Origin of the sequence: Priestia sp. JSM ZJ58 (genome assembly GCF_044383985.1) — a bacterium.
GTDB lineage: Bacteria > Bacillota > Bacilli > Bacillales > Bacillaceae_H > Priestia > Priestia zanthoxyli.
This window is the reverse complement of record NZ_JBISEM010000001.1, coordinates 18,546-41,405: the sequence shown is the minus strand read 5'-3', so window position 1 is coordinate 41,405 and position 22,860 is coordinate 18,546. Positions and strand designations below refer to the sequence as shown.

At 37.9% G+C, this 22,860-nt stretch carries 27 protein-coding genes and 1 riboswitch; of the genes, 12 read left to right on the top strand and 15 right to left on the bottom strand.

Annotated features, from left to right (window positions below; all coding sequences use genetic code 11):
- Positions 1-14 precede the first annotated feature (14 nt).
- A complete protein-coding gene (locus ACH6EI_RS00215; RefSeq protein ID WP_028411847.1) occupies positions 15-1,160 on the top strand; it encodes a glycosyltransferase family 4 protein in 1,146 nt (381 codons plus the stop codon).
- Positions 1,161-1,191: 31 nt separating this feature from the next.
- On the opposite strand, the gene metK is transcribed toward ACH6EI_RS00215, so the two are convergent.
- The gene (metK, locus tag ACH6EI_RS00210; RefSeq protein ID WP_013059536.1) at positions 1,192-2,394 is read right to left on the bottom strand and encodes a methionine adenosyltransferase; all 1,203 of its coding nucleotides are present in this window, start codon (positions 2,392-2,394) and stop codon (positions 1,192-1,194) included.
- Positions 2,395-2,526: 132 nt separating this feature from the next.
- Positions 2,527-2,644: riboswitch (SAM riboswitch) on the bottom strand.
- 374 nt (positions 2,645-3,018) lie between these two features.
- Here metK and pckA point away from each other — a divergent pair.
- Positions 3,019-4,608, top strand: a complete 1,590-nt coding sequence (gene pckA / locus ACH6EI_RS00205) for a phosphoenolpyruvate carboxykinase (ATP) (protein ID WP_028411848.1) — start codon at positions 3,019-3,021, stop codon at positions 4,606-4,608.
- A 34-nt stretch (positions 4,609-4,642) separates the two neighbouring features.
- Here the strand turns inward: pckA and ACH6EI_RS00200 are convergent, their stop codons facing one another.
- Both ACH6EI_RS00200 and ACH6EI_RS00195 read right to left on the bottom strand, forming a co-directional pair.
- Positions 4,643-4,885: a DUF2584 domain-containing protein gene (locus tag ACH6EI_RS00200; RefSeq protein WP_028411849.1), complete on the bottom strand. Its 243-nt coding sequence runs from the start codon at positions 4,883-4,885 to the stop codon at positions 4,643-4,645.
- Between the two features lie 54 nt (positions 4,886-4,939).
- Entirely contained in the window at positions 4,940-5,722 is a 783-nt protein-coding gene (locus ACH6EI_RS00195) for an alpha/beta hydrolase family protein (protein WP_028411850.1), read from the bottom strand.
- 172 nt (positions 5,723-5,894) lie between these two features.
- Between ACH6EI_RS00195 and ACH6EI_RS00190 the strand changes: the two genes are divergently transcribed.
- The 3 genes from ACH6EI_RS00190 to ACH6EI_RS00180 all read left to right on the top strand — a co-directional run bounded on the left by ACH6EI_RS00190 (position 5,895) and on the right by ACH6EI_RS00180 (position 8,458).
- Complete coding sequence (locus ACH6EI_RS00190) at positions 5,895-6,893, top strand: ABC transporter substrate-binding protein (protein ID WP_028411851.1); 999 nt, start codon at positions 5,895-5,897, stop codon at positions 6,891-6,893.
- A 1-nt stretch (position 6,894) separates the two neighbouring features.
- On the top strand, positions 6,895-7,665 hold the full coding sequence (locus tag ACH6EI_RS00185; protein WP_028411852.1) for an ABC transporter ATP-binding protein: 771 nt from the start codon (positions 6,895-6,897) through the stop codon (positions 7,663-7,665).
- A gap of 73 nt (positions 7,666-7,738) precedes the next feature.
- The gene (locus tag ACH6EI_RS00180; RefSeq protein ID WP_223269001.1) at positions 7,739-8,458 is read left to right on the top strand and encodes an ABC transporter permease; all 720 of its coding nucleotides are present in this window, start codon (positions 7,739-7,741) and stop codon (positions 8,456-8,458) included.
- A 46-nt stretch (positions 8,459-8,504) separates the two neighbouring features.
- Here ACH6EI_RS00180 and ytkD read toward each other — a convergent pair whose 3' ends face one another.
- From ytkD to ACH6EI_RS00155, 5 genes are all read right to left on the bottom strand, one after another.
- Positions 8,505-8,975, bottom strand: a complete 471-nt coding sequence (gene ytkD / locus ACH6EI_RS00175; protein ID WP_013059543.1) for an RNA deprotection pyrophosphohydrolase — start codon at positions 8,973-8,975, stop codon at positions 8,505-8,507.
- Positions 8,976-9,079: 104 nt separating this feature from the next.
- Positions 9,080-9,400 (bottom strand): hypothetical protein, encoded by a 321-nt coding sequence (locus ACH6EI_RS00170; protein ID WP_028411854.1) that lies wholly within the window; start codon positions 9,398-9,400, stop codon positions 9,080-9,082.
- 74 nt (positions 9,401-9,474) lie between these two features.
- A complete protein-coding gene (locus ACH6EI_RS00165) occupies positions 9,475-9,900 on the bottom strand; it encodes a phage holin family protein (RefSeq protein ID WP_014457957.1) in 426 nt (141 codons plus the stop codon).
- Between the two features lie 92 nt (positions 9,901-9,992).
- Positions 9,993-10,433, bottom strand: coding sequence for a Dps family protein (locus ACH6EI_RS00160; RefSeq protein ID WP_339996966.1), 441 nt, complete (start codon positions 10,431-10,433; stop codon positions 9,993-9,995).
- 150 nt (positions 10,434-10,583) lie between these two features.
- Positions 10,584-11,057, bottom strand: a complete 474-nt coding sequence (locus tag ACH6EI_RS00155) for an S-ribosylhomocysteine lyase (protein WP_013059547.1) — start codon at positions 11,055-11,057, stop codon at positions 10,584-10,586.
- 150 nt (positions 11,058-11,207) lie between these two features.
- On the opposite strand from ACH6EI_RS00155, the gene yidD reads away from it, so the two are divergent.
- Positions 11,208-11,435 (top strand): membrane protein insertion efficiency factor YidD, encoded by a 228-nt coding sequence (gene yidD / locus ACH6EI_RS00150; RefSeq protein WP_098112337.1) that lies wholly within the window; start codon positions 11,208-11,210, stop codon positions 11,433-11,435.
- 3 nt (positions 11,436-11,438) lie between these two features.
- On the opposite strand, the gene ACH6EI_RS00145 is transcribed toward yidD, so the two are convergent.
- Entirely contained in the window at positions 11,439-12,011 is a 573-nt protein-coding gene (locus tag ACH6EI_RS00145; RefSeq protein WP_028411855.1) for a beta-class carbonic anhydrase, read from the bottom strand.
- A gap of 119 nt (positions 12,012-12,130) precedes the next feature.
- Here ACH6EI_RS00145 and ACH6EI_RS00140 point away from each other — a divergent pair, with 119 nt between their 5' ends.
- Positions 12,131-13,318, top strand: coding sequence for a GTP-binding protein (locus ACH6EI_RS00140; RefSeq protein ID WP_098999247.1), 1,188 nt, complete (start codon positions 12,131-12,133; stop codon positions 13,316-13,318).
- A gap of 83 nt (positions 13,319-13,401) precedes the next feature.
- Entirely contained in the window at positions 13,402-14,361 is a 960-nt protein-coding gene (locus tag ACH6EI_RS00135; protein WP_028411857.1) for a metal ABC transporter solute-binding protein, Zn/Mn family, read from the top strand.
- A gap of 29 nt (positions 14,362-14,390) precedes the next feature.
- Here the strand turns inward: ACH6EI_RS00135 and ACH6EI_RS00130 are convergent, their stop codons facing one another.
- Positions 14,391-14,636, bottom strand: coding sequence for a type B 50S ribosomal protein L31 (locus ACH6EI_RS00130; RefSeq protein WP_013059552.1), 246 nt, complete (start codon positions 14,634-14,636; stop codon positions 14,391-14,393).
- A gap of 152 nt (positions 14,637-14,788) precedes the next feature.
- On the opposite strand from ACH6EI_RS00130, the gene ACH6EI_RS00125 reads away from it, so the two are divergent.
- Both ACH6EI_RS00125 and ACH6EI_RS00120 read left to right on the top strand, forming a co-directional pair.
- On the top strand, positions 14,789-16,123 hold the full coding sequence (locus tag ACH6EI_RS00125) for a cytochrome ubiquinol oxidase subunit I (protein WP_028411859.1): 1,335 nt from the start codon (positions 14,789-14,791) through the stop codon (positions 16,121-16,123).
- A gap of 15 nt (positions 16,124-16,138) precedes the next feature.
- Entirely contained in the window at positions 16,139-17,176 is a 1,038-nt protein-coding gene (locus ACH6EI_RS00120; RefSeq protein WP_028411860.1) for a cytochrome d ubiquinol oxidase subunit II, read from the top strand.
- Between the two features lie 29 nt (positions 17,177-17,205).
- On the opposite strand, the gene ACH6EI_RS00115 is transcribed toward ACH6EI_RS00120, so the two are convergent.
- Genes ACH6EI_RS00115 through ACH6EI_RS00105 form a run of 3 tightly spaced genes read right to left on the bottom strand, consistent with a single transcriptional unit; the run spans position 17,206 to position 18,771 of the window.
- Positions 17,206-17,664: a flavodoxin gene (locus ACH6EI_RS00115; RefSeq protein WP_028411861.1), complete on the bottom strand. Its 459-nt coding sequence runs from the start codon at positions 17,662-17,664 to the stop codon at positions 17,206-17,208.
- 15 nt (positions 17,665-17,679) lie between these two features.
- Positions 17,680-18,435, bottom strand: a complete 756-nt coding sequence (locus tag ACH6EI_RS00110; protein WP_223546271.1) for a hypothetical protein — start codon at positions 18,433-18,435, stop codon at positions 17,680-17,682.
- Positions 18,436-18,489: 54 nt separating this feature from the next.
- Positions 18,490-18,771, bottom strand: a complete 282-nt coding sequence (locus ACH6EI_RS00105; RefSeq protein WP_028411863.1) for a DUF2325 domain-containing protein — start codon at positions 18,769-18,771, stop codon at positions 18,490-18,492.
- 207 nt (positions 18,772-18,978) lie between these two features.
- On the opposite strand from ACH6EI_RS00105, the gene ACH6EI_RS00100 reads away from it, so the two are divergent.
- A complete protein-coding gene (locus ACH6EI_RS00100; protein WP_013059558.1) occupies positions 18,979-19,137 on the top strand; it encodes a DUF1540 domain-containing protein in 159 nt (52 codons plus the stop codon).
- A gap of 66 nt (positions 19,138-19,203) precedes the next feature.
- Positions 19,204-19,407 carry a hypothetical protein gene (locus tag ACH6EI_RS00095; protein ID WP_013059559.1) on the top strand — a complete coding sequence of 68 codons (204 nt, stop codon included), beginning with the start codon at positions 19,204-19,206 and terminating at the stop codon, positions 19,405-19,407.
- Between the two features lie 29 nt (positions 19,408-19,436).
- On the opposite strand, the gene ACH6EI_RS00090 is transcribed toward ACH6EI_RS00095, so the two are convergent.
- A complete protein-coding gene (locus ACH6EI_RS00090; protein ID WP_013059560.1) occupies positions 19,437-20,480 on the bottom strand; it encodes a ribonucleotide-diphosphate reductase subunit beta in 1,044 nt (347 codons plus the stop codon).
- Positions 20,481-20,496: 16 nt separating this feature from the next.
- Complete coding sequence (locus ACH6EI_RS00085) at positions 20,497-22,740, bottom strand: ribonucleoside-diphosphate reductase subunit alpha (RefSeq protein ID WP_028411864.1); 2,244 nt, start codon at positions 22,738-22,740, stop codon at positions 20,497-20,499.
- Between the last annotated feature and the right edge of the window lie 120 nt (positions 22,741-22,860).

Genomic DNA, 22,860 nt, shown 5'->3' with positions numbered 1-22,860 from the left:
TAGGAGGAGTACTCATGAGAATTGCTTTATTTACAGATACATTTGCTCCGGAAGTTAACGGAGCTGCTAAAACACTTTATCAATTTACTCAGTATGTCAAATCAAAGCAAATTCCCATCCAGGTATTTGCTCCTGAATTTGCTCATAATCGGTCGTTTTCAACATACGTTCACCGCTCGCCTAGCATGCCGTTTTTCCTTTATCCAAACAGCCGCTTTTCATTGCCAAACGTTCTAAAAATTAAAAAGCAGCTGCAGGAATTCAACCCTTCTCTTATTCATTTGGCCACTCCTTTTACAATGGGGCTTTGCGGCTCCTATTACGGGAAAAGATTAGGTATTCCTCTTGTCGGCTCTTATCATACCAATTTTGATGATTATTTATCTCACTATGAACTTGAAAAAATGCGTGTACCACTGCAAAAATATATGAAATGGTTTTATAAACCTGTACAAAAATTATTCGCTCCCTCCGAAGTGACCAAACAGCAGCTAGAAAAACAAGGGTTTCACAACGTAGCTATTTGGTCGCGAGGGGTAAATCACAAATTGTTCCATCCCCACTATGACCGCTTTGATATTCGTATTAAATATAATATAAAAAAACCCTACATCTTAACGTATGTAGGAAGGTTAGCTAAAGAAAAGAACGCTGATTTTTTACTAAAAATTGCCCGATCTTTACCTGATCATATCCGCCACCAAGTTCACTGGCTTATTGTGGGAGATGGTCCTTTAAAAGAACAAATGCAACAGCAAGCATCTGAGCATATGACATTTACAGGCTTTCTTGAAGGTAAGCAACTTGCTCATATCTATTCTTCATCTGATTTGTTTGTTTTCCCTTCAGAAACAGAAACGTTCGGAAATGTCGTACTGGAGTCTCTTGCTTCTGGAACTCCCGTGGTGGCAGCAAATGCAGGAGGAGTTAAACAGATGGTTCAGCACGGGCGAAACGGCTACCTTTGCAAACCTCACTCCTTAGAAGAATTCAGTTCGGCTATTACAGGTTTACTTGATGATTTGCACCAGCGGCTTCACTTTAGCCATGCAGCGAGACACTATGCTCTTACTCAATCATGGGACGCCATTTTTCAGCATTTGCTTTCAGAATATGAAGATGTCGTAGAAAAATCTGCTGAAGGTATTCAATGGGCATAAAAAAATCTCCGTTTTCACGGAGATTTTTTTATTATTTAGCTAAAGCTTGAGTTTTTAATGCTTCAGCTTTGTCTGTGAACTCCCAAGGAAGCTCCACATCTGTACGACCAAAGTGACCGTAAGCTGCTGTTTGCTTATAAATTGGGCGACGTAAATCAAGCATTTTAATGATGCCTGCTGGACGTAGGTCAAAGTTTTTGCGTACTACATCTACTAGTACTTCTTCAGAAACTTTTCCTGTACCGAATGTATCAATTGAAATAGATACTGGCTGTGCAACACCAATTGCATATGCTAGTTGTACTTCACATTTATCAGCAAGATCAGCTGCTACAATGTTTTTCGCAACATAACGAGCTGCATAAGCTGCTGAACGGTCTACTTTTGTTGCGTCCTTACCAGAGAATGCACCGCCGCCGTGACGAGCATATCCGCCGTAAGTATCAACGATAATTTTACGACCAGTTAAACCAGCATCTCCTTGAGGGCCGCCGATTACGAAACGTCCTGTTGGGTTAATGAAATACTTTGTATTTTCATCAATTAACTCATTTGGAACAACTGGATTAATTACATATTCTTTTAAGTTACGTTGAATTTGCTCTAACGTTACTTCTGGGTGATGCTGAGTTGAAATAACAATTGTATCGATGCGAACAGGTTTGTTGTTTTCATCATATTCAACTGTTACTTGTGTTTTACCATCCGGGCGAAGGTAAGGAAGAATTTCTTCTTTACGTACTTCTGTTAGACGGCGAGCAAGTTTATGAGCTAATGAAATTGGAAGAGGCATTAATTCTTTTGTTTCGTTACATGCATAACCAAACATTAACCCTTGGTCTCCAGCTCCGATTGCTTCGATTTCTTCATCGGACATTTGACCTTCACGTGCTTCTAACGCTTGGTCTACACCAGCAGCGATATCAGCTGACTGCTCGTCGATAGATGTTAATACTGCACAAGTTTCAGCATCAAATCCGTATTTTGCACGAGTATAGCCAATTCCTTTAATTGTTTCACGAACTGTTTTAGGAATATCCACGTAAGTAGAAGTTGTAATTTCACCGCTTACTAAAACTAAACCAGTTGTTACGCTTGTTTCACAAGCAACACGAGCATTTGGATCCTTTGCTAGGATAGCATCAAGAATTGAGTCAGAAATTTGGTCACAAATTTTATCGGGATGTCCCTCTGTAACAGATTCTGACGTGAACAGACGACGTTGTGTTGACATCAGTTTTCCTCCTTATAAATACGATACATTGTGATACGGTACTCATTCCCTTATTTTCATTACACGTTAAAAAATATAAAAAAACCTTTCCTTGTATCGAGGAAAGGTATCAAATTCTACATAAGCCTTTCACTCTTATCGATCAAGGTTGTGCCCTTGCATCAGGTTAGCACCTTATCGTCTACACAAAAAAATGACGATGGTTGCTGGGTTTCACAGGGCCTGTCCCTCCACCAGCTCGGGATAAGAGAGTATCCGTTCAAGGACATATAATACATGAAAAAGCGCTTCACTGTCAACAACATTCAAATGGAAATCATCTCTTTATGTTTGAATCTGTTTTAATGTAACATACTCAAATTTAAAAATAGTATACCTTATTAAGAATGATCACGAAGTTTGGTTAACAAGACAGACCAAAAAAAGGCTTTCACTTGAAATAGCTTCACTTTTTTCGCTTCTAGCACATATACATGTGTCTAAAATAGGTATAACGTACATTTTTTTATAATACACAAACATTTTTAGTTAAATAGTATAGAATAATTAAATAAATGTGTTATACTAATTATAAATTTCAAACATTAATGAATAAATAATAGCTAAAAAAGGAAGGTAGTGCACATGAGTACTGTTGATATGTCTATCGAATTAAATGGTTTGCTTCAATTAAAAACAACAAAACACCAATTATCTGTTCCACAACTTGTTGAAAAAATTCTAGCTCGACGCGAAGGAACGCTGACTTCTACAGGTGCTGTGTCAGTCGAAACCGGAAAATATACAGGCCGCTCTCCTTTGGATAAATTTATTGTAAGCGATGCTGTATCTTCAAAAACGGTTGAATGGGGACCCGTCAATCAGCCAATTTCTGCTCAGCGATTCGATGCGCTATACAAAAAAGTCTTAACCCACTTAAAGAAGCAGGATGAACTTTTTGTTTTTAATGGATATGCTGGAGCTGATAAAAAGTATCAGTTACCAATTCAAGTAGTTAATGAATTTGCATGGCACAACCTATTCGCTCAGCAGTTATTCATTCGCCCTTCAGCTGAACAAAAAACAAATGATGATGTGAAGCCGTTTACAATTGTAGCAGCTCCAACGTTCAAAGCTGACCCTGAAACAGACGGGACGAATTCGGAAACCTTCATTATTCTTTCATTAGAGCGACGCATTGTGCTAATTGGAGGAACTGAATACGCTGGTGAAATGAAAAAATCCATTTTTTCAGTGATGAACTTCTTGCTTCCTCAAAACAATATTCTATCCATGCACTGTTCTGCTAACGTAGGAGAAGAAGGTGACGTTGCATTATTCTTTGGTTTATCTGGAACGGGTAAAACAACGCTTTCTGCTGATGCAAACCGTCGTTTAATCGGAGATGACGAGCACGGTTGGTCAAGCTCTGGTGTATTTAATATTGAAGGAGGCTGCTACGCGAAGTGCATTCAGCTTTCCGAAGAAAAAGAACCGCAAATTTTTAATGCAATTCGCTTCGGCGCAGTACTGGAAAATGTAGTGTTGAATCAAAATACGAAAGTAGCAGATTACAATGATAATAGTTTAACAGAGAATACTCGTGCCGCTTATTCAATTGACTCTATTGATAATACGGTATTGCCAAGCGTTGCTGGGCACCCTACAGCTATTGTCTTTTTAACTGCTGATGCCTTCGGCGTCTTACCTCCAATCAGCAAGCTTACAAAAGAACAAGCGATGTACCATTTTCTGAGCGGATACACTAGTAAGTTAGCTGGAACAGAGCGCGGCGTAACATCGCCACAGGCTACTTTCTCTACATGCTTTGGTGAGCCTTTCTTACCTCTTGCTCCAACAACTTATGCAGAAATGCTAGGAAAGAAAATCGATGAACATAACGTAAATGTCTACCTTGTAAACACTGGATGGACCGGCGGTGAATACGGCGTGGGTGAACGAATGAAGTTAAGTTACACTCGAGCTATGGTTCAAGCAGCTCTTGAAGGAGAACTAGCTAATACCGAAACAGTAACAGATGCTATTTTTGGTTTATCGATTCCAACTCATGTTCCGGGAGTTCCTGATGAAGTGCTTCAGCCTTCTAAAGCATGGAACGATGCAACAGCTTATAACCAAAAAGCAACTGAACTTGCCGCTAAATTCAAAGCGAACTTCAAGCGTTTTAATGATGTAGCATCGGACATTTCAACATTAGGCGGACCTAGAGTCTAATAAAAAACCGATCGTCTTATAGACGATCGGTTTTTTAGTTAGTCGAATGTAATTTTGTCAGTTCATATGTGACAATGGTTTTTTCCTGCTCCATTTCTACCTTACGCACAACAGCAGTTCCAATACATTCTCCATTTTTCGTTTTGTGAATGTTTAATGGAATATCCAACGGATACAAACGATATCCTTTTTTCTCAACTTGAAAAATGTTATCTGTTACACGCTTTTCGTTGCCTTTTGTCACAATCATTGTATTTAATTCTAGCGGCATCCCCATTTTCTCTCACTCCTCACTGTTATTCTACTTGTTTTTTCTATCGTAGCATATCTTTTATTGCGCTTTCATCCACTTCGTTAACTTCTTTACCGTTTCTCGGTTTTCTTTTGGTGGAAAAGCATGTGGAAAGTTTTCAAAATACCAGCTGGTAACTTTTTTATTGGACTTCTTTAGTTTAGATTCGAGCTGATAGGAATGATCAATTGAGACGTTTTTATCTTCTAAACCATGAATAAGCAAGACCGGCGGCTCGACGAGATGAGCACGATGCAAAGGTGTCCTCCATTCGTATCTTTCAGGATATTTAGAAGGAGTTCCTCCAATCACCCGCTTCATCATTCTTCTTAAATCTTCTCTTTCTTCATATGTCAGCACCATATCCGTGACGCCTCCCCATAGCACAAGAGAACGGCTGTCTTTTTTTTCAATGGCTGTGAGTAAAGCCATCACTCCCCCTCGTGAAAACCCAAAAATATGAATGCGGTCATGGTGGACGTTAGGGAGCTGTTTCAGTAAATCGTAAGCAGCAAAAGCATCGTAACGATCATCTCCTGCAAAATCTTCGTTTCCTTCGCCTCCTTGATTTCCCCTATAGAACGGAGCCATCACAATAAAACCTTGTGAAGCAAATTGAATGAGTCGAGCAGGGCGAACCGTTCCTACGTTCTTAATACCTCCTCTTAAGTATAAAAAGCCGTCATACATTCCTTTTTCTTTTGGCTCTGCAAGCATTCCTTTAATCTTAAGCCCTTGACATGCATATGTAATCACCCACAGCGTCACGCGAGGATTTGATGATGGGAAACGCTGTTTATGAAGAATTGTTCCATCTTTCATTTTTTTCCTCCATTCTTTATATAACTAGCCTACTTTCTTCCGCTAAGGTTTACTTTCAGTCGTTGACTACTACTTCTTTGATTTTCCACATAGTTATATAGGCACTCACCTTCTTCCACTTCTTTACATACATTATCATAAAATATTTTATTACTTTAAGGAGGTTTGCTTTATGAAACCAATTAAATGGCTTTTTTCTTTGCTTGCTATTATGATTTTACTCATTCCACTAATTAGCTGCAGCAAAACAACATCTGTACAAACGGTTCGTGTCGGCGAAGTAACTCGCTCTATCTTTTATGCTCCCCAGTACGTCGCTATTTCAAAAGGCTTTTTTGAAGAAGAAGGACTAAAGGTAGATTTAAAAACAACTTGGGGCGGAGATAAGACAATGACGTCACTTTTATCTGATGGCATCGACGTCGCCTTAGTCGGCTCGGAAACGTCAATCTACGTATATGCACAAGGGTCTAGTGATCCCGTCATCAACTTTGCACAGCTAACCCAAACCGACGGAACATTTCTAGTAGCACGTAAAAAGGTCGATCAATTTTCATGGGATCAGCTTAAAGGCAAAACGTTTCTTGGTCAACGCAAAGGCGGCATGCCGCAAATGGTAGGGGAATATGTGTTAAAACAGCATAATATTGATCCTAAAAAAGATGTAAAACTCGTTCAGAACATTGATTTTGCTAACGTTGCGAATGCTTTTGCTTCTGGTACTGGAGATTACGTTCAATTATTTGAGCCAACGGCTAGTATTTTAGAGAAACAAGGAAAAGGACATATCGTTGCTTCCTTCGGAAAAGAATCAGGAACAGTTCCTTATACAACATTTATGGCCAAAGAAAGCTATTTAAAAGATAACCCTGAAGCAGCAGCTAAATTTACTCGAGCTATTTACAAAGCACAAAAATGGGTGAATACACATAGCACAGATGAAATTGCTGAAGTGGTTGCACCGTATTTTGAAGATACACCTAAAGACACGCTAAAAACTGTTATTGACCGCTATAAATCGCAAAAATCCTTTGCAACTAACCCTTTATTAGATGAGAAAGAGTGGGATCATTTACAAACAATCATGGACGAATCTGGAGAACTTCCAAGACACATTGATCACAGCAAGCTAGTCAACACAAAATTCGCAAAAGATGCAATGAGGGAGTAATATGACAAAACTTCACATTCAAGATATTCAACATATGTACCTTACGACAAAGTCTGCTACCACTGCACTTGAACATATTAATTTGTCTATTGAAGAAGGAGAATTCGTTTCCTTTCTCGGCCCAAGCGGATGTGGAAAAACGACGCTTCTATCGATTATTGCAGGCTTGATTGAACCAACGTCCGGCTCTGTCACAATAGACGGTGAAAATATCGGAACATCAGTCCCAAACATCGGTTATATGCTTCAACAAGATTATTTGTTTCCGTGGAAAACCATTAAAGAAAATATTTTACTTGGGCTTGAAATTCGCGGACAGCTAACAGATAAAACAGAGAGTAAAGCACTTTCACTTCTAAAAGAAATTGGTTTACAGGACGTAGATGACCTATATCCGCACCAGTTATCCGGAGGCATGAGACAACGCGTCGCTTTAGTCCGAACACTTGCCATTGACCCCGCTATTTTACTCTTGGATGAGCCTTTTTCAGCACTTGATTTTCAAACAAAACTCAAGCTTGAAGAACTTGTCTCCAAAACACTGATGACCTATCAAAAAACGGCCGTTTTGGTCACGCACGATATCGGCGAAGCCATTGCTATGAGCAGCCGAATCTTTTTATTCTCAGCCAAGCCGGGGAAGATCGCAAAAACATTTACGGTTCCTTCTATTTTACGAACCCTCTCTCCGTTTGAAGCACGACAGCATCCTGTCTATAACGATTTATTTATGGACATATGGAAGGAGCTTGATCAACTTGAAACCCACTAGCTCCCTAGATACTCTTCACGAAAGCTACCTTCGCAAGGTTCGGGGCGAAAAACGATTAGTACTGAGCGTGCAGATGGTCATTTTTTTAGCCTTTTTTAGCTTCTGGGAACTAGCTTCTCGTTTAAAGTGGATTGATCCTTTAATTTTCAGTTCCCCTACTAAAGTGTGGCATTTATTTTTAATTAAACTTGCCGACGGCTCGCTAGCAGAACATATTGGTTTTACATTATTTGAAACGGTTCTTGGCTTCATTTTAGGCACATTGCTAGGTATTTTACTTGCAACGGCCCTTTGGTATTCAACTAGGCTTGCAAACATATTAGACCCTTACCTCGTTATTTTAAACGCCATGCCTAAAGTAGCGCTGGGCCCTATTTTAATAGTAGCGATCGGTCCAGGATTTTTCTCAATTTTAACGATGGGAGCGATTATATCCGTTATTATTACATCCATCGTCGTTTACACAGCCTTTAAAGAAGTGGATCCAAACTATATTAAATTACTAAAAAGCTTCGGGGCAACGAAAACCCGCTGTTTTAAAGAAGCAATTCTTCCAGCTTCCATGCCTGCCATTATTTCCACATTTAAAGTAAACGTCGGTTTATCTTGGGTAGGCGTCATCGTAGGAGAATTTTTAGTTTCTTCAAAAGGGCTTGGATATATGATTATTTATGGTTTCCAAGTCTTCAACTTTACTCTTGTTCTTCTCAGCTTATTATTAATTGCCATTTTCGCTACGATTATGTACCAAGGCGTGGCTTATTTAGAAAAGAAATTGATCCGACGCTCATAAAAAATACCCCCGTACAAACGGGGGTATTTTCGTTGATATGATGCTTTTACAAAAATGTTCGCTTTACATATTTCATTACATATTGTAAAACATTATCTTTCATGATGAAGCTGTACGCATCATCTTGTTGAATGCCCGAAGGTAGTTCGTCAATCATTACGGGACCATCTGTTTCCATGTAGTCTTCTTTTTTAATTACATTTCCAATCGTAGCAAAATAAATGTTTTTAATAATAGTCTTTCCTTTACTTACTACTTTATATTGACCAATATAAGTTAAAGAAGAGACTTCTCCGCCTGTTTCTTCAAACACTTCTCGAACCGCTGCTTCTTCTGGTACTTCATTGCCTTCTAGTTTTCCTCCGGGAAATTCTAAACCTCGTTTTGAGTGATTCGTTAGCAACCATTGATTTTCATACCTGCATACGACCCAAACATGACGTGGAGTTTTCGAGAATGGATTTTTTTCAAATGATAAAAATACTTGATTATGATATGCATCCTTAAATGTGTACATGGTCGACTCAAACTCCATTTGATTTTTCCCTTATTTTATCATACATTACGGCCATACCTGATAAGAAAAGTATGCTCGTACTTTTTTTCTTTGCTTTTTACCCCTTATTCCGTTCTATCTGAAGATAAAATATTCATCTGTTTGATATGTGATTTTGTTTCATCGTCTCCCAGCTTATAAAGCATGGCATATATCTCAACTGTTGTTTTATCGTACATATCATTTTGAGAATCATGATGATATTCCAGATACGGAATATGTGATCGCCAAAAGCTTGACCAATCGCTTGAAGCGCGCTGATCTAAATAGATTCTCAGCTGCTCCACTTCTTCATCTGTTGCTTCAATCGCATAATTCCAATCTGAAGCAGTATTTGACTGATTGATTTCTCCTGAACTCAGAGATACATAATATTTTTTTGTCATGAAAGATATTCAGCTCCTTCTTTCTAGTGCCAACTTATCTTTCTTATGTGTATCTTATTCTTTTTTTATACACTCTACGATTTAAAGCGGTCTTTTAAAATCGCTATTGCTTTTTTTAACGGCTCTGGAATCGGAACCCCTACAATTCTTGCGTTTTCTGTAATTGAAATCATTTCGTTTAAAATATAGAACAAAATAGCTCCATCTCGAATAATATGACCGTTTTCCCAAAATACAGAATCGATAAAGTTTGCTACAGCAATCATGGCAAAAATAAAAATCTTTTTGGCAATTCCTTTAAAACCTACTTTGCTAGATAAACGTTTATTTATAAAAGCTGCAATTGTACCCGTCAAGTAATCCATTGCCACTAATGCTACTAAAGCCATTAGTAAATAGTCCCACTCTCCAAATAAAAAAAAAGCCAGTGAACCTAAACTTGAGATTATTAAGACAGAAAGCTTCTGCATATCCACTTTTTTCACCCTTTCAGCAGTCATAAGCAGTCATATCCCTACAGTATATGCCAGTGAAAAAAAAGTGTTCGTCCATCTTATCATAAAAAAAACCTGCGAGTACTCGCAGGTTTTACTTACTTGCCTAGGAATGATTTTAACATCCACGTATGTTTTTCTAAGCTTTGATGAATGGCTAACAGCATGTCTCCTGTTGTTTCGTCGCCCGCTTCACCGGCTGCATCCATTCCTTCTTTTAATTCAGCAGTTAGCGTATCAAAATCGCTTACTAAAGAAGCAACCATGTCTTTAGCCGTTTCGCTTCCATCCGCTTCTTTAATAGAAGAAAGTTCTAACGATTCTTTCATTGTTGCCACAGGTTTTCCTTCTAATGCTAAGAGGCGTTCTGCAAGGTCATCAATAATTGTAGCTGTTTCCGTATACAGCTCTTCAAACTTTTCATGAAGAGTGAAGAATTGTTCACCTTTCACGTACCAATGAAAATTATGAAGTTTTATGTACATTACACTAAAGTTTGCCACTTGTTTATTAACAATTTCATTTACATTTTCTGCCATGTTTTTCGCTCCTTTGTGAACTCTTTGTATAGTATAGTTGTACCCTTTTTTAGTTGATTAAAACATTTTTTTCATAAAAAGAGACATTTCCCTTTCTTTAATCATTTATCTTTTCCAAATAAAATAAGCAGCCCAGCGGACTGCTTATTTTTAGCCAAATACTTTTTCTAAATCTTCTTTGTCCTGTTCTAACCAGAACTTCATTAAGCGTTTTGCTCCTTCTAAATCGTGAAGTTTCGCTTGACCACACTGCTTTTCGTTTGCTGCTGGAATTTCAGTAATATTAATTGCATCTTTTAACGTATCGTCTAACAAGTCAATGATTTCACGTACAGTTGGCTCGCCGCTCACTACTAAGTAGTATCCCGTTTGACATCCCATAGGCGAAATATCAATAATATCAAAGTGATCGTATTTTTCTACATGAGTACGAATATTAAAAGCTAATAAATGCTCTAACGTATGAATAACGTCCGGCTTCATTGCTTGTTTGTTTGGTTGGCAAAAACGAATATCGAATTTATTTACAACGCCGTCGCTTCCCACTTTGTGAACACCGCAGTGTCTTACGTAAGGTGCTTTAACCGCATTATGATCTAGCTCAAAACTTTCTACTGATGGCATAATACCACTCCTTTTTTCTTCTTTCACCTATCATAACATGCAATTCCGATATATTTCATCCATTTAATAACCTTTATTTCTTTTAGTTGCTTTTTATTCCTTCTATCCCTTATAGTATGAGCAAACACGAAAGAAAGAACGTGATAATAAATGATTGCAAAGCTTTTGCTTTTACTTATAAAAGGATATCAAAAAGGAATTTCGCCTTTTCTTCCGGCAAGGTGCCGGTTTTACCCTACTTGCTCCCAGTACGGAGTTGAATCCATTAAACGCTTTGGTGCCGTAAAGGGATCTTATTTGACTATAAAACGCATTTTAAAATGCCACCCGTTCCATCCGGGTGGCATCGATGAAGTACCTGAGAAAAAATTACACTAAGCTTTAGTTGTTTTCGATTGCTTCATACCCATTTACAACAACATCTAGCTTTCCTGTATTTGGATCAATAACTAGTCCATGTACAGGAGTATCTTTTGAAAATAGAGGATGATTACGAATTGTCTCTACACTATGCTGAACAGTCTCTTCTACTGAATCAAAACCCGTTAACCATTTTTTCAAGTCCATAGAATATTCAATGGTATTAATCACTTCATCTGAGATGCCTTTTGCTCTTACTTTCTCTAAAAAAGGTTCCGCCTGAAGTTTACCTGCTCCGCAGTCATGGTGACCAATTACACATACCTCATCAGCTTGTAGCTCGTACACAGCTACTAAAATGCTTCGCATAATACTTCCAAATGGATGTGAAACAAGTGCTCCTGCATTTTTAACAATTTTCACGTCTCCGTTACGCAGATTTAAAGCGTGCGGAAGCAATTCTACCAATCTTGTGTCCATACACGATAAAATAACCATTTTTTTATTAGGGAATTTGCTTGTTTCGTAAAGTTCATACTTCTTTTCTTCTACAAATTTTTTGTTGAATTCTAAAACATCTTGTAATAAGCTCATTTGCTGTCTTCTCCTTCATAAAAAAAATTCTTTCTTGTATTATAATACTTTTTCCTATAAGATGAAAAGTGTTAAATCGTAATCATTATTATTTGAAGACAAGAAAGTAGGTTATAACAGTGAAAAAAATTCCCGTTACCGTTTTAAGCGGATACCTTGGGTCAGGTAAAACAACTCTTTTGAACCATATTTTAAAAAATAAAGAAGGTTTAAAGGTCGCGGTCATTGTCAATGACATGAGCGAAGTAAATATTGATGCAGACTTAGTTAAACAAGGCGGATTTTCTCGAACAGAAGAAAAACTTGTTGAAATGCAAAATGGCTGTATTTGCTGTACGCTTCGAGATGATTTAATGAAAGAGGTAGAACGCCTCGCTGACAATGATGATATTGATTATATTGTCATTGAATCTTCCGGAATCAGCGAACCTATCCCTGTTGCTCAAACATTTACTTATATTGATGAAGAGCTTGGCATTGATTTAACTCAGAAATGTTCATTAGATACGATGGTCACTGTAGTAGATGCTAATCGCTTTTGGGAAGACTTTTCATCAGGCGAAAGCTTATTAGACCGCAAAGAAGGAACGGATGAAAACGATAAAAGAGAAGTGGTTGATTTATTAATCGATCAAATTGAATTTGCAAACGTCATTTTATTAAACAAAGTTGATTTGTTAACAAAAGATGATGCAGATGAGCTGCAGGCTGTTCTTCACAAATTAAACTCAGAGGCCACTGTTATCCAAACAATTAATAGTGAGGTAAAACTTGAAACCATACTTCATACCGACTTATTCGACTTTGAAAAAGCTAGTCAAGGAGCCGGATGGATTAAAGAATTAAATGAAGAACACCATACGCCTGAAACAGAAGAGTTTGGTATTTCTTCTTTTGTATATAGAAGGAATCGTCCCCTTCATCCTGAACGCTTTATGAAATGGTTAGAGGACTGGCCGGTTGATATTGTACGTGCAAAAGGATTTTTCTGGCTTGCTTCACGTAACCATATGGCAGGACTTCTTTCTCAAGCAGGTACGTCCATTATGATTCAAGGAGCGGGTGAATGGGTCGCAACGTACACAGCAGAGGAAAGGGAACAAACCTTAAAGGAAGAACCTGAATTACGAGCAAAATGGGATGAACAATTTGGAGACCGTATTAACGAGCTTGTATTCATTGGTATTGATATGAACAAAGCTGAAATAATTGAAACTTTAGACCACTGTTTGCTGACAAATGAGGAAATGAATCAAGATTGGGCTACTTTCAAAGACCCCCTTCCTAAGTTTACAGTAAGTGCGTAAATTTTTAGTTTTCAAATCGTAATAATTACGATATAATAACATAGGTCATAAATGGTTACGATACGAACGGAAGGAGCAACATAATGAAATTCAAACCACTTTTAATGGTGCTGGCATTAGGAATTGGAACAGCCCTTGCAGGGTGCAGTTCAAGCAGTGCAAATAACGCATCTGATAATAAAAATAAAAAATTAGAAGTTTACACAACAATTTACCCTTTACAGGATTTCACTGAAAAAATCGGTGGAAAATATGTAGAAGCTAAAAGCATTTTACCAACAGGTGTAGATGCTCACTCATTTGAACCTACCACAAAAACAATGGTCAAAATCGCAAACGCGGACGCATTCGTTTACTCAGGAATTGGGCTTGAAGGCTTTGCAGATAAAGCACAGTCTACGCTAAAGAATGAAGATGTCGCTTTAGTAGAAGCTGCAAAAGGAATTGAACTAGCAAAGAGTTCTGAAGATGAGCATGCCCATGAGGACGAACATGCACATGAAGAAGAGCATCACCACGGAGATACAGACCCTCACGTTTGGCTTGATCCTATTTTAGCTATTCAATTAGCAGAAAATATTAAAAATGAACTTGTTGAATTAAAACCAGATAAAAAAGCAGAATTTGAAAAGAACTTCCAATCCTTAAAGACTCAGCTTGAAGATGTGAACCAAGAGTTAAAAACAACGATTGGCGACGCACCTCATAAAGAAATTTTAGTATCACATGCAGCCTACGGCTACTGGGAAAAACGATACGGATTAAAGCAAATTAGCGTAGCGGGTTTATCTCCTACAAATGAGCCGTCTCAAAAACAATTAGAAAACATCGTAAAACAAGCAAAAAAAGACCATATCAAATACTTTATCTTTGACCAAAATTTAAAGCCTAAAGTGTCTACACTTGTAAAAAATGAAGTGGGAGCTCAAGCTTTAACACTTCATAACTTAGAGTCATTAACGAAAAACGATGTTAAAAATAAAGAAGATTATTTCTCCATTATGCAACACAACATTGATACGTTGAAAAAAGCATTATATTAATAAAAAAACTAGCCTCTCGGCTAGTTTTTTTATTGTAATTTATATTTTTGCTTAAAGCGTTCCACACGGCCGCCTTTATCAGCAAATTTTTGTTTTCCTGTATAAAATGGATGTGTATCCGAACTAATTTCAACTTTTAAGAGCGGATATGTGTTGCCATCTTCCCATTGAACGGTCTCATTTGATTGTTTTGTAGATCCTGATAAAAATGATGTTCCGCTATTTGTATCCATAAATACAACTTTACGATAGTCTGGATGAATATTTGTTTTCATTAAATATCTCTCCTTTAAAACAATATATACTCATTATAATCGTAATGATTACTATTTTCAAGTTATATGTTTTACCAATTCTGATGCATAAAGCGTGGTAAAAAGTGGACAATAAGGTTTATCAATACTTTACTGGAAAGGTTGAAAAATGAATGGATCATTTAGTTACTGCACGTTCAATGTTTGGTCTGAACATGGGAGTACATATCATTTTTGCCACTCTTGGCGTCGGCATTCCTCTCATGATTTTATTGGCTGAAATTCTTTACTACAAAACAAAAGATAAAGATTATGAACTTATGGCACAGCGCTGGACAAAAGGAGCTGCTGTCCTGCTTGGAGTCGCTATTCCTACGGGAACGATTGCTGGTGTGCAATTAGCGTTGCTTTGGCCGGGTTTTATGGAAATCGTAGGAAAAGTGATGGCTCTTCCTTTTCAAATTGAAATTTATGCTTTCTTTATTGAGGCTCTTTTTCTCTCTATTTACGTATACGCAGCGGACCGTATTTCTCGAAAAATGAGGATTATCAGTCTCATTTTAGTAGCAATAGGCGCTCTTGCCTCTGCCGTTTTAATTACAAACGTGCACGCATTTGAAGGAACACCTGCTGGCTTTCGAATTTTAAATGGCGAAATTGTAAGCGTAGATCCTTGGGCAGCTTTCTTTAATCCGAGTTTCTTTGTAACGTCCGGTCACGTAGCCGTTTCTGCTTATACAACCGGAGGCTTTGTCATTGCTTCAGTCGCTGCCTTTAAAATGCTTCGTGCGCGAAAACATAATCCAAGAGAATATAAATTTCATCATAAAGCATTGATGATGGGATTAGTAATCGGCGGGATTTTTTCTTTTGTAACAGCTTTGAATGGACATGAATCGATGCAAAAAGTATACGAATATCAACCCGAAAAACTTGCAGCAGCTGAAGGTCTATTTGAAACGCAAGATCATGCGCCATTAGCTTTAGGCGGATTTACAGATGAAAAAGAACAGCGAGTCAAGTATGGCATTGAGTTTCCATGGATGCTCAGCTTCTTGTCGGGTAATAGCTTTAATACAGTGATTACTGGACTCAATGACTTCCCTAGAGATTATTGGCCGCCGCTTTTTGTGCATACCTTGTTTAACGGTATGGTCATTATCGGATCGATTTTAATTTTAGTGGCGCTAGTGGGCGTTGTTTGGTACAAGTTTTTAAAGAAGAAAAGCTTCCCTAAAGTTTTCATGTGGGCATTTGTCGCAACGGGCCCTCTCGCGATCATGGGCATTGAATTCGGATGGATTTTCGCATGTACAGGCAGACAACCCTGGGTCATTTACCGCATCATGCGTACATCAGAAGCCGTTACTACTTCTGCTAATTTGCATATTTTATTTTTCTTGTTTTTGCTTGTTTATATCGTACTCGTGGCCGCAGTCGCCCTTGTACTGGTGTTTTATTTTAGACGAAATCCGCTTTCTAAAGAGCTTGCTGCGCAAGCAGATTAAAAAGGATGTGAGAATATGGGTGATTCATTACTAGCAATTACTGTAATATGGGGCTTCATTTTTATCTATGCTGTAATGGGAACGATGGACTTTGGAGCTGGTTTTTGGTCGATGGTCTATATTAACCGTACGAAAACAAATGCTACAGATGTAGCAAACAGATATCTATCGCCTACTTGGGAAGTAACCAATGTATTTATCGTTGCGATTGTTGTTGCGCTGTTTAGCTTTTTTCCGCGAGCTACATTTACGCTTGGAACAGTGCTACTAGTACCGGGGAGTATCATTTTACTTCTCTTATCTATTCGAAGCGGATTTTTAGTGTTTTCACACTATGCTGGCAGCTTCAAATATCGGAGAGCGTTGGTTTACGTATCTGGTATATCTGGCGTATTAATTCCCGCTTTTTTAATCGCCGTACTGCCCGTAAGTCAAGGTGGATTTATTGATGTAATTGACGGAACGCAGCGATTAAATTTAGCAAGAGTGTTTTCAAGTCCGCACGTCTATTCATTTATTGGTTTTGCCATTACTTCTTCCCTGTTTCTGTCGTCTCTTTTATTAGCAGACTACTCGAAGTCATCTGACGAAATGGAAGCTTATGCGGTCTATCGGCGCGATGCGCTCATTACAGGACCTCTTTCACTGCTAATGGCTATCTTTATTATGATTACAATGCAATCAGAAGCCAGCTGGTTATATGATAAAATGATGCAGTTTAAGCCTCTTCTTTACGGGTCTGTAGGTCTATTTGTAGTAGCTGGTATTGCTCTGCTGCTGCCTTCTCAAAAAGGAAAAGGAATGCCTCGTTTAGCCGTGGTATCAATCGTCCTTCAATATTTCTTAGCAAGTTACGTATACGGACGAAGTCATTTACCGTATGTCGTGTATCCAAACGTAACGATTGAGAATGGATTTACACATCCCGATGCGTTCCATTCGTTATTTATTGTGTATATTGTTGGCTTTGCGATTTTATTTCCTGGATTCTTTTATTTCTGGCGTCTATTTATGAAAGATAATAAAGAATACAGCAAAAAGAAGCCATATTAAAAACCCGGTCAGCACTTGACCGGGTTTTCTTATGAAGCAGCAGATTTTGCCACTACTTCAGCAAAGTCTTTAGCAAATACCTTACATTTTTCTACATCTTCTCCAAAGGGAGAAAGCTCGATTTTCAAACCAGGAACAGCTATATTTCCGTTGCGTCCCTTTATTTTTTCTTCAATTAAATCAACTGCTCCGCAAAAAACATCATATGATGAATCACCTGAACCAAATACAGCCATCTGCTTTTGACTGAGATCTATATCATCCATTTCATCATAAAGATCTAAAAAATCATCTGGCAGCTCTCCATCTCCCCACGTATAAGCTCCAAAGATAATAGATTCTGCCAATACAAGGTCCGAAGCAGCAATGTCATATACTTCTGCTCGTTTCACATGCAATCCATGCTTGACTAATTCTTCTTCGATCAAATCGGCTATCGCTTCTGTGTTGCCTGACATACTCGCATAAGCTAGTAAGATTTCCTTCATGTAAATGACGCTCCTTTACACCAGCAGTGTGGGCCGCACATCCCCTTCTTCATCACATTCTTGCTTAAGAGGACAGTTTTCACACTCACTGGATGCATAGTTCTTTTGAAAATGTTTTGGTTCCATTAACACACTTTTGACAATATGTAGTTGAAGTATGGCCTTTTCATAATCGCCTGTTGCAATATAATAAGTTGTTGTTTCTCCGGTTAATAATGAATAAAAACGAATTTGTTCAGGAACCTTTTGAAAAGCTTGTTTCGAAAAAACGATAATAAAGTCTTTCATTGCGTTCTTCACTTCTTCATGGTCATCTAGAATGAATTTTGTTACCGTATAAGACTTCTCTGTCCATGCAGCAAAATCAATGGTCAGAGAAAGGTTGCTTTGAATTTCTTCTACATAAACGCTGTATTTTTCAAACACAAAAAGTGGTAGCTCCACATGTGTTTTCTCGCCTAAAAACCTCAGTAAATAATCACTTACTTTAGCTAACACATCGTAATAGTGAATGGGTGATGAAAACATATTTGGCTTTAGGCGCCAATATTTTTCAATAAGCTGTAAAACATAGAGGTTTGAGCGATACTCAACTGGCTTGCTATAGTATGTTTTAATGATTTGATGGACGGTTACTTGAACATGCTGTTTCCAATCTATAGATGTCTTTTTCAAAAGAAGCTGCTGCTGATAAAATTTGTACGGACATCGAATAAATTGTTCGATGTGGTTATTGGAGAGTGTCTTTATATGCACTTTTATCGGTTCCATCTATGTCTCACCACCCTAATTGAAATTCATTCTCAATAATGATCAAAAATTAAATCATGAAATTTGCTCAATCACTTTACGAATAGCACTCCATGAATGTTTGACGAAATAAATTGGTTTTTGCTGTTTTTTTGCTTTCTCTTTAATGACTTTTGCCATATTGTGATTAATAAAATCCGTAATAACTAATACAAACCCAATATGTTCGGGAATTTCTCGCTTCACCATATTGCTTTTACGGCCATCTAAATGAATTACTTCATTAAACCCTTCTCCCGCTAGACGATCTGTAATATGCTTTAACCTGTCTCCTCCTACAACCATGACTGATGACATGTTTGTTCCCTCCCAATTAATTATTCATTTAATGATTTGACAACAACCTGTATTCTTTACTATATATACAGTTTAATTGAGAATGATTCTCTTTGTCAATGTTTAATTGATAAAAATTCTCAATTAAAATGAAAGTCTACCACCTTTCTTATAAGTTAGTTGAATTTTGACCATACTATAGCTATCACATACAAAGGAGGGTTAACGTTGGAACAAAACATTCTTTGTGAAGTAAATAACTGTCACTTTTGGAAAAATGGAAATCACTGCAGTGCAGAAGAAATTTACGTAGTAAGTCATAGCGGAAAACATGCAGCAAGCAGCTATGAAACAGACTGTAAAACGTTCAAGCCAACTGAAGCGTAACCCGCAAAAGGACAGCCTCTGGGTTGTCTTTTTTCTCTCTTCAAGATCATAAAAAAGGAGACTAGTATGAAGACTGAACAACTGATTCATTTTTTTAAAGAAGAAGCCATAAAAGCAAATGAACAAACCTTTCCAATCTATGTACAATCATTTACTCATTTATGGACATACAAATGGGGAACACTTGAAAACATTCCAGAAGAAATTGATGACTTAATTACCACACGTGCGTTAGAACTTGGACTTATTCACTTAAAAAAAGCTGACTAATCAATAAGGAAATTAGTCAGCTTTTGTGTTTATAAATCATCAAATCCATTTGCATCTGATGCTTTTGTATATTGTCGTGATTTCTGTTCAAAGAAATCGGTTTTCCCTAAATCTACCTCTTGATAAGCAATAATCCAACGAAGAGGATTTTCAATCGGTGCTTCTGGGAAAGCAGCTCGACCGAAGCCTAACTGATTACAGCGTTTATTCGCCATATATTCAATGTACTGCTGCAGTTCTTTCATCGTAATGCCGTCGAATTTTTCTCCAATAACAGATTCCGCCCATTCAATTTCAAGACGAGCTGCCTCTTGGAACGTTTCAACTACAAACGTTTCTAGCTCCTCCGTACGATAAGCTGGATTTTCATTTAGTACTTCCTTGAAAATCTTTTCAAATAACCCAACGTGAAGCTGTTCATCACGATTGATATAATTAATCATCGTAGATGTCGCCACCATCTTTTGATTTCTCGCAAGATTATAGAAGAACGCAAATCCGCTATAGAAGAAAAGTCCTTCTAAAATAACATCATATACCATAGACTTCAAAAAGTTTTCAACCGTTGCTTCTTCGCTAAATGCTTTATATCCGTTTGTAATAAAGTCATTTCGTGCGCGAAGCTTTTCGTCTGTACGCCAGTATTCAAATACTTCATCTTGTTTTCCTTTTGGTACAAGACTTGATAAAACATATGAATACGAATGATTATGAACCACTTCTTGCTGCGCTAAAATAATCATTAGAGCGTTAATCGAAGAATCGGTTACATAGTCAGCTACTTTGCTAGCATAATCTGATTGAATACTGTCCAGTAGCGCCAGCAGGCCAATAATTTTTAGAAAGCTCTCTTGTTCGTCAGCGGTTAACTGAGGGAACTGTTTAATATCTTGACCCATATTAATTTCAAACGGCGTCCAGAAATTAGCTAGCATACGCTTGTATTTAGGGAACGCCCATGAAAATCGGACGTCATCCCAGTTTAGAATATTGGAGCTCTTGCCGTTGATGATTCCTGTCGAACGGTTCGGAGCTGTTTCGTTCATTAATTCTCGTTTTAACATGCTTGTCATCAATTATTCACTCCTTTTAACTATGACAGCTTTCACATTCTTCAATGACTTCACTTGATGTTGAACGTACGTAATAGGTCGTTTTTAATTTTTCTTTCCATGCCGTCATATGAAGATCCAGCAGCTCTTTTGCTCGGATATCATTTTGTACATATAAATTGAATGAAATAGATTGATCAATATGACGCTGGCGCTTGGCGTTTTGCTTAATGCTCCAGTGCTGATCAATTAAATAAACGGACTTATAATACCAGTTTGTTGCTGGCGATAAATCTGGTGCCGTCACTGGGATTTTATAGTTTTTCTTTTCCTCTGAATAAAACTTACGGAAAATCGGATCAATACTTGCCGTAGAACCCGCGATAATAGATGTTGATGAATTAGGTGCTACAGCCATTAAATATCCATTTCTTATCCCATTGCTTTGAACTTCGCTACGCAGTTCACTCCACGCTTCGCTCGTGTATTCACGTGTTTCAAAATAAGCGCCTGACTCAAAATCTGAGCCTTTAAATAATGGATATGCGCCTTTTTCTTTAGCTAAGTTCATGCTTGCCTGCACGGTTAAGTAAGAAATTTGTTCATACAATTCATCGCAATATGCTACCGCTTCATCTGTCTCCCATGCTATTTTCTTTAAGGCAAGCAAATGGTTCCAGCCAAATGTGCCAAGCCCTACTGCGCGGTACTTTTGATTCGTTAGCTTTGCTTGAAGTACCGGCAAATCATTTAACTCAATAACATTATCAAGCATGCGTACTTGAATTGGAATTAAACGTTCAAGTACATCTTCAGTTACGGCTCTCGCTAAGTTAATAGAAGAAAGATTACATACAACAAAATCGCCCGGATTCTTTGTAATAATAATTTTTCCGTCTTCCGTAATTTCCTCTGTTACGACCGTTGTACTTTGGTTTTGCGTGATTTCTGTACATAAGTTACTGCAGTAAATCATGCCCGCGTGTCGGTTTTGATTAGCTCGGTTAACCGTATCACGATAGAACATATAAGGAGTTCCGGTTTCAAGCTGCGAAAGCATAATGCGCTTGAAGATCTCAATAGCAGGCACTGTTTCTCTTGAAAGCTGTTCATTGTTTACACACTCAGCGTAACGAGTGCGGAACGAACCGCTGCCTTCTTCTTCATCATAAAAATCTTCTAACGAGTAGCCCATCAGCGTACGAACTTCGTGAGGATCGAATAAGTGCCAGTCTTCACGTGCTTCTACTTTTTCCATAAACAAATCTGGCAAACATACGCCAGTGAATAAATCATGCGTGCGCTGGCGTTCATCACCATTGTTCAAACGCGCGTCTAAGAATGAAAAAATGTCTTTATGCCAAACATCTAAATATACAGCAATAGCTCCTTGTCGTTGACCTAGCTGATCGACACTTACAGCCGTATTATTTAGCTGTTTCATCCATGGAATTGTTCCTGATGATACGCCTTTAAAACCTTTTATATCACTTCCTCGACTTCTAATATGACCGAGGTAGACACCAATTCCGCCTCCATTTTTACTAAGCGTGGCCAAATCTGTATTGCTATCATAAATACCGCGTAAGCTGTCATCAATCGTATCAATAAAGCAGCTAGATAGCTGTCCGTAGCTCTTTCCTGCGTTTGAGAGTGTTGGTGTGGCAACCGTCATATATAGACTAGAAAGCGCCCAGTACGCTTCTTTTACTAATGCTGTTCGATTTTCTTTCTTTTCTTGAGACATCAGCGTCATAGCAATGATAAGAAAACGTTCTTGCGGTAATTCGTATACACGCTTATCATGTGATGTCGCTAAATAGCGATCTGCTAATGTCAGCAATCCAATGTATGTAAATAAACGATCGCGTTCAGGAATAATGACTGAAGCAATTTCATTAATTTCTTCTTCTGTATATGTTTTTAATAGCTGTTTATTATAAATGCCGATTTTTGTTAGTTCTTGAATAAGCTGATAAAACGAACCGTACTTCTCTTTTTTATCATAACCTCGGTTGTCCGCTGCTTTTCGATATAGTTCGTTTAAGTAGACGTCTGCCGCCACGTACGTCCAATCTGGTTCTTCCATTGAAATACGCTCTAGGGCTGCCAAAATTAGTACGTTTGCAACCTTTTCGTCCGTCATATTTTCCTTTACTGTAACAGTTTGAATAACCTTTTCCTCATACAAAGAAAAATCAAGTTGCGTAAATTCTTTTTTTAAACGTTCAATATATGCAGTTAATTCATGTAGAATTGTAGGCTTTAATGTATTCACCATAAATATGGCTCCTCTCTTCACTTCAAAATAAAAAATCGCTCACCGTACCTCGGTGAGCGAATAGAACGAAGATAGAAGAAGACACTAAGTCTTTTCTCAATCCTCGCTCTACCCTCTCAC